The sequence below is a fragment of the Microbispora sp. CL1-1 genome, assembly GCF_012034195.1.
Classification (GTDB): Bacteria; Actinomycetota; Actinomycetes; order Streptosporangiales; family Streptosporangiaceae; genus Microbispora.
In genome coordinates this window covers 1-11,026 of the sequence record NZ_JAATEK010000028.1, presented here as the reverse complement: position 1 = coordinate 11,026, position 11,026 = coordinate 1, and the positions used below count along the sequence as shown (strand labels likewise).

Below are 11,026 nucleotides of genomic sequence, written 5' to 3'. Positions count from 1 at the left end.
GCGGCCCACAGCCGTGTCTTCAAACCCGGCTGCCGGATCGCCTGATGGGGACGTAGGCTCGACTCCGTGCACAAATCGCCCACGCCTGCCCCTAGCACTCTGCGTGAACTGCGCGAGAGTGGACACCGATACCGTACGGTCAAGGCCGAGATCAGGGAGAACCTCCTGGCCCGGCTGCGGGCCGGCGAGACCCGGTTCCCCGGCATCGTCGGCTTCGACGACACCGTCCTGCCCCATCTGGAGAGGGCGCTGATCGCCGGGCACGACCTCGTGCTGCTCGGCGAGCGCGGCCAGGGCAAGACCCGCCTGATCCGCACGATCACCGGCCTGCTCGACGAGTGGTCGCCCGTGGTCGAGGGCTGCGAGATCAACGACCATCCGTACGAGCCGGTCTGCGTCCGATGCCGCCGGCTCGCCGCCACCCACGGCGACGACCTGCCGGTCGCCTGGAAGCACCGTGAGGACCGGTACGGCGAGAAGCTGGCCACCCCGGACACCTCGGTCGGCGACCTCATCGGCGACGTCGACCCCATCAAGATCGCCGAGGGCCGCACGCTCGGCGACCCCGAGACGGTCCACTACGGCCTGGTCCCCCGGACCAACCGGGGCGTCTTCTCCGTCAACGAGCTGCCCGACCTGGCCGAGCGCATCCAGGTGGCGCTGCTCAACGTGCTGGAGGAGCGCGACATCCAGGTCCGCGGCTACAACCTGCGCCTGCCCCTCGACATCCTGCTGATCGCCAGCGCGAACCCCGAGGACTACACCAACCGCGGCCGGATCATCACCCCGCTGAAGGACCGCTTCGGCGCGGAGATCCGCACGCACTACCCCCGCACCATCGAGGACGAGCTGGTCCTGATCCGCCAGGAGGCCGACCTCGGCGCCCTCGGCGCGGACCTGCCCGACCACCTGGTGGAGGTGATCGCCCGGTTCACCCGCCTGGTGCGCGAGTCCACCGCGGTCGACTCCCGCTCGGGCGTGTCGGCCCGCTTCTCGATCGCCGCCGCTGAGACCGCCGCCGCCTCCGCCGTACGGCGGGCCGCGCTGACCGGGGAGGAACGGCCGGTCACCCGGGTCTGCGACCTGCCCGGCGTGGTCCACACGCTGCGCGGCAAGGTCGAGTTCGAGGTCAGCGAGGAGGGGCGGGAGATCGACGTGCTCGCCCACCTGCTGCGCCGCGCGACGGCCGAGACCTTCCGCGCCTCGCTCGGCGGCGCCGATCTCGCGCCGCTGCTCGACAAGTTCGGCGAGGGCGCGCAGGTCGAGTCGGGCGAGCTGGTGCCGGCCCACGAGCTGCTGCGCAGGATCGGGCGCGTCGAGGGCCTGTCGAAGATCATGACGCGGCTCGGCATGGGCGAGGGCGACGAGTCGCCCGGCCACGCCGCCGCCGCGCTGGAGTTCACGCTGGAGGGCCTCTACCTGATGCGCAGGCTGTCCAAGGACGAGACCGACGGCGGTTCCGTCTACCGGACCTGAGCCGGGGCGGGCCCCGTCCCACTACCCACCGAACAAACTCCCGCCCGTCCCGCCGGACTTCGGCAAGGGCGGGTGGCCCTGAAAGGTTGCGTGGTCGCGTGTCCTACGTCTACGGGGAGTATCGCGACGGGCCGGATCCGCTGGCTCCGCCCTACGACGTGCGCTCGGCGCTGGACGACATGGGCGACGCCATCCTGTCCGGCTCGACGCCGATGGACGCGCTGCGCGACCTGCTGCGGCGCGGGCTCCCCGGCGCTCCCGACCGCCGCGGCCTGGACGACCTGCTCCGCCAGGTGCGGCGGCGCCGCCGCGAGCTGCGGGAGAACACCCGGCTCGACGGCACGCTGGAGCGCGTGCGCGCCCTGCTCGACAAGGCGATCGGCCAGGAGCGGGCCGAGCTGTTCCCGGATCCCTCCGACGACGCCCGCTTCCGTGAGGCGGCGCTCGACGCGCTGCCCTCGGACACGGCGCGGGCGGTCCAGGAGCTGGCCGACTACGACTGGCGGTCGGCCGCCGCGCGGCAGACGTTCGAGGAGCTGCGCGACCTGCTGCGCCGGGAGGTCCTCGACAGCCAGTTCCGCGGCATGCGCGACGCGCTGGCCAACCCCGATCCGGCCGCGATGGAGCGGGTCCGGCAGATGATGTCGGACCTCAACGACATGCTGGACCGCGACGCCCGGGGTGAGCACACCCAGGAGGACTTCGACCGGTTCATGCAGCAATACGGGGACATGTTCCCGGAGAACCCGCGCACCCTCGACGAGCTGGTCGACCAGCTCGCCCGCCGCGCCGCCGCCGCGCAGCGGATGCTCGCCTCGCTCACCCCGGAGCAGCGCGAGGAGCTGGCCGGGCTGATCAACAACACACTGGAGCAGGCCGGCCTGGCCGAGCAGATGCGCCGGCTCGGCGACGCCCTCTACGCCCGCCGTCCCGACCTCGCCTGGAACACCCCCGAACGGGTGTCCGGCGAGCAGCCGATGGGCATGGGCGACGCGGTGACGGCCCTGCAGGAGCTGGCCGACCTCGGCGACCTGGAGACCGCGCTGCGTCAGGACTACCCCGGCGCCCGGCTCGACGACATCGACGAGGCCGCCATCCGGCGGGCGCTCGGCCGCTCGGCAGTGGACGACCTGGAGGCCCTGCGGCAGATCGAGCGCGAGCTGGAGGCCCAGGGCTACCTGCGGCGCAACCGCGGCAAGCTGGAGCTCACCCCCAAGGCCGTACGCCGGCTCGGGGAGACCGCACTGCGCCGGGTCTTCGCCTCGCTCGACTCCGGCCGGCGCGGCGACCACGACCAGCGCGACGCGGGCACGGCCGGGGAGCCCACCGGATCGACCCGTCCGTGGCGTTTCGGCGACGAGCAGCCCATCGACGTCGTCCGTACGGTCGTCAACGGCGTACGGCGTGGCGGCGGCGCGCCGGTGGCCCTGACCGTGGACGACTTCGAGGTCGTGGAGACCGAGCGGCGCTCGGCGGCGGCCGTGTGCCTGCTGGTCGACCTGTCCTACTCGATGGCCCTGCGCGGCACCTGGGCGGCGGCCAAGCAGACCGCGCTCGCCCTCCAGGCGCTGGTGGCCTCGAAGTTCCCGCAGGACGCCGTGCAGATCATCGGCTTCTCGAACTACGCGCGGGTGCTGCGGCCCGACGAGCTGGCCGGGCTCGAATGGGACATGGTGCAGGGCACCAACCTGCACCACGCCCTGCTGATCGCGGGCCGTCACCTCGACCGGCATCCGGACTTCGAGCCGGTGGTCCTGGTGGTGACCGACGGCGAGCCGACGGCGCACCTCATGCGCAACGGCGTGCCGCGCTTCGAGTGGCCGCCGTCGCAGGAGACGCTGACGCTGACGCTCGCCGAGGTCGACAAGATGACCCGGCGGCGCGCGACGATCAACGTCTTCATGCTGGCCGCCGACGACCGGCTGCGCGAGTTCGTGGACGAGGTCGCCCGGCGCAACGGCGGCCGGGTCTTCTCCGCCAGCGCCGACCGCCTCGGCGAGTACGTCGTCAGCGACTTCCTCCGCGCCCGCCGCACCCGCTGAGCATCCGAGCTCCCGGGGGCTCCCCAGGCTCCCAGGGCTCCCGGGCCCCGGGACTCCTGGGGCGCCGGGGAGGAGACGGACCGCTGGACGGTTCGCCGGCCGCCTGCCGGGCATTAAGCAGATCTGCGCGGGCGGGGGCGCTCACGGGGGCCGGGCAGCACCGGACACCGGACACCGAGCACTGGACACCGAGCACTGAGCACTGTGCAGCGGGCGCGGGCGGGGAGGCGGACGGCCGCGGGCCGGGAGATCGATAATCGATTGCCGACCTGGTTGCAATCGGCGGACGATAGACAGGCATCCCCTGTTCGCGCTGGTCGTTCCACATGCCCGTGGAAGGAGCGCTCCCATGTTCGCAGCGGTCGGCCTCGTCGTCCTCATGATCCTCACCGGCGTGCTGTACGAGATGGCGGTCCACAACCGCCCCCGCCGCCGGAAGTAGCCCGCGCCCTCCCGGCGTCCGACGCGCCCGTGACGAGCGCGTCCGGGCACTGCGGAGCCGATCACTCAGGCGATAGCCTCTGCCCATGTCGCCTCTCGACCATCTGCTGCTGTGGTTGCACATAGGGTTCGCGATCTTCGCGCTCGGTCCGCTCACGGCGGTCACGAGCGTCACGCCGCGTTACATCCGGGCGCGCGATCTGAGCGTGCTGCGGTATCTGCACCGCGCGACCCGGATGTTCGGCCTGCTCACGATCGGGGTCTTCCTGTTCGGCCTGCTGCTGGGCCGCAGCGCGCTCGGCGCGCCCTACCTGTCGGTGTCGATGACGCTGTTCGTCGTGGCCGCCGTCCTGCTGGTGATCGTCGAGCGTGACCAGCGGACGGCCATCGCGGCGCTGGCCAGCGAGTCGACGGAGGACGACGCCAAGGTGCAGACCGGCCGGATCGCCGCGCTGGGCGGCATCAGCGCCCTGATCTGGCTCGTCATCCTGTTCCTGATGGTCTTCTTCAACCCCTGAGAGTCCCGCTTACCCCTGAATGTCCGGTAGAACGTTTTTGGCCGGAAACGGGGGAAAGAGGAGCGGGTGCACCTAACGACGCGTCGCCGGGCGGCGTGGGCGCTGGTCGCCCTCGCCGTCGGGGCCTTCACCTACGTCACCGCCGAGGTGCTCCCCATCGGCCTGCTCACGGTGATCGCGGCCGACCTGGACCGGTCGCCGTCCGAGACGGGCCTGCTCGTGACGGGGTACGCCGCCGTCGTGGTGATGGCGTCGCTGCCGCTCACCCGGCTGACCCGGCGGGTGCCGCGGCGCACGTTGCTCACCATCACGCTCGGCGTGTTCGTCGCGGGGATGCTGCTGACCGCCGTGGCGCCGAACTATCCGATGCTGCTGGCCGCCCGGCTGCTGGTCGCGGCCACCCAGGCGCTGTTCTGGTCGGTCGCGACCCCGGCCGCGGCGGCGATGTTCCCCCCGGAGATCCGGGGACGCGCGATCGCCCGCATGTCGATCGGCAGCTCCCTCGGGCCCGTGCTCGGCGTCCCCGCGGGCACCTGGCTCGGCCAGCAGGTCGGCTGGCGGGCCGCGTTCGCCCTGGCCGCCGCCGTCGGCCTGATCACCTGCGTCACCGTGGCGACGCTCATGCCCGGCCGCCGGCAGCCGGGCGCGGGCTCCGGCGGTCACGAATCCGGCCGCGGCGCGACCCCGGACGCCCGCCGCTACGCGCTGCTCATCGTGGCCACCGTCATCGGAGTGGGCGGCTATCTCACCGCGTACACCTACATCACGCCGTTCCTGCTGGACTTCGGCGGCTTCGCCCCGGCCGCGCTCAGCCCGCTGCTGCTCGCGTCCGGGATCTCCGGGGTCGCGGGGACGATCGTGGTCGGCCGGCTGCTCGACACCCGGCCGCGGGCCGCCATCACCGGTCCGCTGGCCCTCATCACGTGCGCGCTGCTCGCCCTGTACGCCTTCGGAGCCCTGCACCCGGTGGCGGTGGTGGCCCTCTGCGTGACGGGCATGTCGTTCAGCGCGCTCGCGGCGGCCATCGCAAGCCGGGGGCTGCAGGTGGCCCCGGGCAGCACCGACATCGCCTCGGCCGGCACCGGCTCGGCCTTCAACATCGGCATCGCGGGCGGGTCGCTGCTCGGCGGCGCGCTCATCGACCATGCCGGGGTCCGCAGCGTGACCGTGGCGGGCGCCGTCCTGACCGCCGCGGCGCTCGCCGCCCTGGTGGGCGAACGGTGGATGGCCCCCGCCCGCCCCTCCGCGCCGGAGCGTACGACCCCGGCGCGGAGCGCGCAGTAAGCAGGGCGCGGAGCGCCCGATAAGCGGAGCGCCCGATAAGCAGAGCGCGGAGTGGGCGCTGAGATCTCAGCCGAGGGCCTCGGTGAGGTCGGCCAGCAGGTCGTCGACGGTCTCGATGCCGACCGACAGGCGGACCAGGTCGGCGGGGACCTCCAGCGGCGACCCGGCGGCCGACGCGTGGGTCATCCGGCCGGGGTGCTCGATCAGCGACTCGACGCCGCCGAGCGACTCGCCGAGCGTGAACAGCTTGGCCCGGTTGCAGATCTCGACCGCGGCCTCCTCACCGCCCTCGACGCGGAACGACACCATCCCACCGAAACGCCGCATCTGCTTGGCCGCGACCTCGTGGCCGGGGTGCTCGGGCAGGCCCGGATAGAGCACCTGGACGACCTTCGGGTGCGACAGCAGCAGGTCGACCACGCGCTCGGCGTTGTCGCAGTGCCGGTCCATGCGCACGCCCAGCGTCTTGAGGCCGCGCAGCGTGAGCCAGGAGTCGAACGGCCCGGCCACCGCGCCCATCGCGTTCTGGTGGTAGGCCAGCCGCTCGCCGAGGTCGGCCGACCGCGTCACCAGCGCCCCGCCGACCACGTCGGAGTGGCCGCCGACATACTTGGTCGTCGAGTGGACCACGACGTCGGCGCCCAGGCTGAGCGGCTGCTGCAGGTAGGGCGAGGCGAAGGTGTTGTCCACCGCGAGCACCGCGCCCCCGTCGTGGGCGATGGACGCCAGGGCGGCGATGTCCGCGACGTTCAGCAGCGGGTTCGTGGGCGTCTCCACCCAGATCGCCCGCGTCTCCGGCCGTACGGCGGCGCGCACCGCGTCGAGGTCGCCGAGCGGCACCGGGTCGAAGGCGACCCCCCACTCCTGGAGCACCCGGGAGAACAGCCGGTAGGTGCCGCCGTACGCGTCATCGGGGATCACCACGTGGTCGCCGGGCTTGCAGACGGTGCGCAGCAGCGTGTCCTCGGCGGCGAGGCCCGACGCGAAGGCCAGCCCGCGCACGCCGCCCTCGACGGCGGCCAGCGCCTCCTCCAGGGCGGTCCTGGTCGGGTTGGCCGACCGGCTGTACTCGTAACCCGCCCGCAGGCCGCCCACGCCGTCCTGCTTGTAGGTCGAAACGGCATATATGGGAGGGACGACGGCTCCCGTGTGCGGGTCCGCCTCCTGGCCCGCGTGGATGGCCAGCGTCTCGAAACCTTGGTTCATGGGGTCGAGCGTAGCCGTCCGCACCGCCTGGTCACGGCGGGTGTGCGGCGGGCGCGCCAGGCCGGGTACGCCACGCGGCACCGGCGGCCGACGTTCCGGCGCCGGTGCGCGCGCGACGGCGTGATCAGTGGTTGGCGAGGAAGGCCAGCAGGTCCTGGCGGGTGACCATGCCGACCGGCTTGCCGTCGTCGAGGACCACGGCGGCGTCGGCCTTCTCCAGCGCCTCGACCGCCCGGGCCACCGGCTCACCGGAACCGATCATGGGCAGCGGCGCGGACATGTGGCCGCCGATCTCGTCCTCCGACCGCACCCGGCCGCGATAGAGGCCCTCGAGCAGGTCGCGCTCCACGATCGAGCCGATGACCTCGGCCGCCATGACCGGCGGCTCCTCCTTCATGACCGGAAGCTGGGAGACGTTGTACTCCCGCATGATCGAGATCGCGGTGCCGACCGACTCGTGCGGGTGGACGTGGACGAACTCGGGCAGCCCCGGCGTCTTGCGCCCCAGCACGTCGCCGACCAGGCCCTCCTCGCTCGACGTGGTGAGGAAGCCGTAGTCGGCCATCCACTCGTCATTGAAGATCTTCGACAGGTAGCCGCGGCCGCCGTCCGGCAGCAGCACGACCACGACGTCGTCCGGCCCTGCCGCCTGGGCCACCCGTACGGCGGCCACCACCGCCATGCCGCACGATCCGCCGACGAGCAGCGCCTCCTCGCGGGCGAGCCTGCGGGTCATGCCGAACGAGTCCTTGTCGGAGACCGCGATGATCTCGTCGCAGATCGTGGTGTCGTACGTCGCGGGCCAGATGTCCTCGCCCACGCCCTCCACCAGGTAGGGACGTCCGGTGCCGCCGGAGTAGACGGAGCCGACGGGGTCGGCGCCGATGACCTTCACCCGGCCGCCGGAGACCTCCTTGAGGTATTTTCCGGTGCCGCTGATCGTCCCGCCGGTGCCGATGCCGGCGACGAAGTGGGTGATCCTGCCCTCGGTCTGCTCCCAGATCTCCGGCCCGGTGGAGTGGTAGTGGCTCGCCGGGTTCTCCGGGTTGGAGTACTGGTCGGGCTTCCAGGCGTTCGGGATCTCGCGGGCCAGCCGGTCGGACACCGAGTAGTACGAGTCGGGGTGATCGGGCGAGACGGCGGTCGGGCAGACGACGACCTCGGCGCCGTACGCGCGGAGCACGTTGATCTTGTCCTGGGCGACCTTGTCCGGGCAGACGAACAGGCAGCGGTAGCCCTTCTCCTGCGCCACGATGGCCAGGCCCACACCGGTGTTGCCGGAGGTAGGCTCGACGATCGTGCCGCCGGGCTTCAGCGCGCCGCTGCGCTCGGCCGCCTCGATCATCCGTACGGCGATGCGGTCCTTCACCGAGCCGCCGGGGTTGAAATACTCCACCTTGGCCAGGACCTGGGCGGGCGCGCCCGCCGTTACCCTGCGCAGCCGGACGAGCGGGGTGTTGCCCATCAGCTCCACCAGCGAGTCGTGTACGCGCACCGCGATGACCACCTTGTTTGCCGAAGCTTGTCAGCCTGCCGTCAGCCGTGATTCCGATAGGGGTGGCCGGAACTCGGCTAGTTTCTTCTTTCAAACCGTACCGTGAGCATGGAGGAGGGCGGGTGGTCTGGACGTCCGGCGCGGTGCGCGCCGCGCGGCGCATCGCGACCGCCGCCGCGCTGGGCGGGGGCGGGCTCACGGCGCTCGGAGCGGTCACGTACGGCCTGCTCATGGCCGAGGCCATGGTGGCCCGGCGCATCGTGGGGCAGCCGCACGGTCTCGACGGCCCCGACTCCGACGGCGTGTACGGCGCCTTCCCCGGCGAGCCGATCCGGATGGCCGTCCTCGGCGACTCGACCTCCGTCGGCCTCGGCATGAGCAACGCCGAGGACACCCCGGGTGTCCGTATCGCGTACGGGCTGGCGGCGGTGGCCGAGCGCCCGGTGCGCCTCACCGTCGTCGGCCAGTCGGGCGCGGCGTCGGTGGACCTCGGCGTCCAGGTGGACCGCGCGCTGGAGGCCCGGCCGGAGGTCGCGATCATCTTCATCGGGGCCAACGACGTGACCACGGCCACGCTGCCGGCCCATGCCGTACGGCACCTGCAGAAGGCGGTGCGCCGGCTGCGCGAGGCCGGCGCGGAGGTGGTCGTGGGCACCTGCCCCGACCTGGGCACCGTACGCCCGATCGCGCAGCCGCTCCGCTGGGTCACCCGGCGCTGGTCGCGGCAGCTCGCCGCGGCCCAGACGGTCGCCGTCGTCGAGGCGGGCGGCCGTACGGTGGCGTTCGCCGACCTGCTCGGACCCGAATTCGACGCGAACCCGGCAGAGATGTTCGGACCTGATCGTTTTCACCCATCTGCCCGAGGCTACCTACAAGCCGCGTACGCAGTGCTACCGTCTGTATGCGCCGCGTTGGGGTTGTGGCCCGAGCCGGAACCCGTGCGCGTCGAAGGATCGCAATACCTCTTGGCCGCAATGGCCGTGGAGGAACCCGGCACCGAGGTCACCGCGACCCGTGTCGCCGGCCGGGCGGTCGGCCCCCATGGACGATGGGCGGCGCTGCTCCGCCGGAGACCCGGGCCGCTTCCGAACGCCTAGAGCCGGTTACCTCCTGCGGCCGGGCCATCACCCCCTGTAGGAGCGAAATGATCCGGCCCCAGCTGAACCACGCGAAACCCGCTCTGGCGCTCGCCGCGACCGCCCTGCTGGCGGGGGGCGCCCTCACCGGCTGCTCCGGCGGCGACGAGGCCGCCAAGGACTACCCGGCCTGGCAGAACACGCAGGTGAACGCGGTCAGCCGGGCCACCACGGGAGGCGGCGTCGCGGCCACCACCTCCATGCGGCCCGACGGCTCCCTGGAGACGGTCGTCCTCGACCTCGCCACCGGCCGCCGGCTCTGGGCACACGCCGCGACGATGGTGGGCCGGCTCCCCGGCATGGGGGTGCAGGCCCCGGCGACCGTGGAGACCGGCGGCGGGCAGGCCGTGGTGATCGCGCTCGATCCCCCCGCCGCCGGCCGCAAGGGCGCCACGCTGGTCGCCAGGGACGCCCGCACCGGGCAGCAGAAGTGGATCAGGCCCGTGCGGTCCACCTTCGGGCCGCAGCGCTGCGGGACGTACGTCTGCGTCTCCGAGGACACCGCGCTCTCCAGCGCGCGGGTCGTGGTCCTCGATCCCCGCGACGGAGCCGTGAAGTGGCGCCTGGCCGGCATCGCCGAGGTCGAATGGTCCGACGCGTCCAAGGTCGTCCTGCTCCGGCTCGCCTCCCACCCCGTGCTGGAGGCCCGCGCGCTCAAGGACGGCAAGGCCGTCTGGCAACTGCCGATCGAGCAGGCCCTCGGCCCCGACGTCGACCTGAGCGGGGGCTGGGCCTTCGGCGCGACGGGCGACAAGATCATCGGGTACGTCGCCCCGTATACCAACCCCCAGACCAAGGAGACCTCGACGTTCGGCCTGTTCTCCGCCCGTCTGACCGACGGCGCCGTCGACTGGATGCGGCCGTCCGTCGTCCGCGTCTATCCCAGCGGCAACCCCGCGTACGCGCCGGTCGTCCGGCCGGTCGACGAGCAGGGCCAGTACGGCGGGTTCGCCCGGCTCGACGCCAAGACCGGACGGGTCCTTGGGCAGATCACGCCCGCCCAGGTGCCCGGGTCGGGCTGGTGGCTCGCCTTCCCGCCCGAGATGAACAAGCTCGGCTTCCTCAAGCGCGACGCGCCCGGCTCGGTCTTCGACCTCAGCACCGGCGAGCCGACCCCGGTGAGCGGCGCGACCGGCTGGTCGTTCTGCGTGACCGACCCCAAGCCGCTGCCGCTGCGCGGCATGATCCCCGGGTTCTACTCGATCGCGGCACTGTGCGAGTTCGACCTGGCCACGGGCAAGCGCAAGGACTCCTCCGTCCCGCCGCCCTCCTGGTTCACCGGCAGCCAGAACGGCTGGCGCCTGTGGCGCGACGAGAAGGGCGCCCTCCACGCCCTCAAGGACGGCACCGCCACCACCCCCGGCATGTACGGCTGAGTCTCCCACCACCGAGCGAGCCGTCGGAGCGCGCCGCCGATCTGGACTGAGA

The 11,026-nt window shown here is 72.6% G+C and carries 8 protein-coding genes; 6 read left to right on the top strand and 2 right to left on the bottom strand.

From position 1 onward, the window contains the following. The first annotated feature begins 66 nt into the window (after nt 1-66). The 4 genes from HCK04_RS27510 to HCK04_RS27495 all read left to right on the top strand — a co-directional run bounded on the left by HCK04_RS27510 (nt 67) and on the right by HCK04_RS27495 (nt 5,761). Nucleotides 67-1,476, top strand: a complete 1,410-nt coding sequence (locus HCK04_RS27510; protein ID WP_142650298.1) for a sigma 54-interacting transcriptional regulator — start codon at nt 67-69, stop codon at nt 1,474-1,476. A gap of 98 nt (nt 1,477-1,574) precedes the next feature. After that, nucleotides 1,575-3,518 (top strand): hypothetical protein, encoded by a 1,944-nt coding sequence (locus HCK04_RS27505; protein WP_142650297.1) that lies wholly within the window; start codon nt 1,575-1,577, stop codon nt 3,516-3,518. A 527-nt stretch (nt 3,519-4,045) separates the two neighbouring features. Beyond that, on the top strand, nt 4,046-4,477 hold the full coding sequence (locus HCK04_RS27500; RefSeq protein ID WP_142650296.1) for a hypothetical protein: 432 nt from the start codon (nt 4,046-4,048) through the stop codon (nt 4,475-4,477). 66 nt (nt 4,478-4,543) lie between these two features. Beyond that, a complete protein-coding gene (locus HCK04_RS27495; protein WP_142650295.1) occupies nt 4,544-5,761 on the top strand; it encodes an MFS transporter in 1,218 nt (405 codons plus the stop codon). 66 nt (nt 5,762-5,827) lie between these two features. Here the strand turns inward: HCK04_RS27495 and HCK04_RS27490 are convergent, their stop codons facing one another. Next, entirely contained in the window at nt 5,828-6,967 is a 1,140-nt protein-coding gene (locus HCK04_RS27490) for a cystathionine gamma-synthase (protein WP_142650294.1), read from the bottom strand. A 124-nt stretch (nt 6,968-7,091) separates the two neighbouring features. Continuing rightward, a complete protein-coding gene (locus HCK04_RS27485; RefSeq protein WP_142650293.1) occupies nt 7,092-8,462 on the bottom strand; it encodes a cystathionine beta-synthase in 1,371 nt (456 codons plus the stop codon). 122 nt (nt 8,463-8,584) lie between these two features. Here HCK04_RS27485 and HCK04_RS27480 point away from each other — a divergent pair, with 122 nt between their 5' ends. Further along, nucleotides 8,585-9,559: an SGNH/GDSL hydrolase family protein gene (locus tag HCK04_RS27480; RefSeq protein ID WP_142650292.1), complete on the top strand. Its 975-nt coding sequence runs from the start codon at nt 8,585-8,587 to the stop codon at nt 9,557-9,559. Nucleotides 9,560-9,606: 47 nt separating this feature from the next. Further along, nucleotides 9,607-10,974 (top strand): PQQ-binding-like beta-propeller repeat protein, encoded by a 1,368-nt coding sequence (locus HCK04_RS27475; RefSeq protein WP_142650291.1) that lies wholly within the window; start codon nt 9,607-9,609, stop codon nt 10,972-10,974. Nucleotides 10,975-11,026 lie beyond the last annotated feature (52 nt).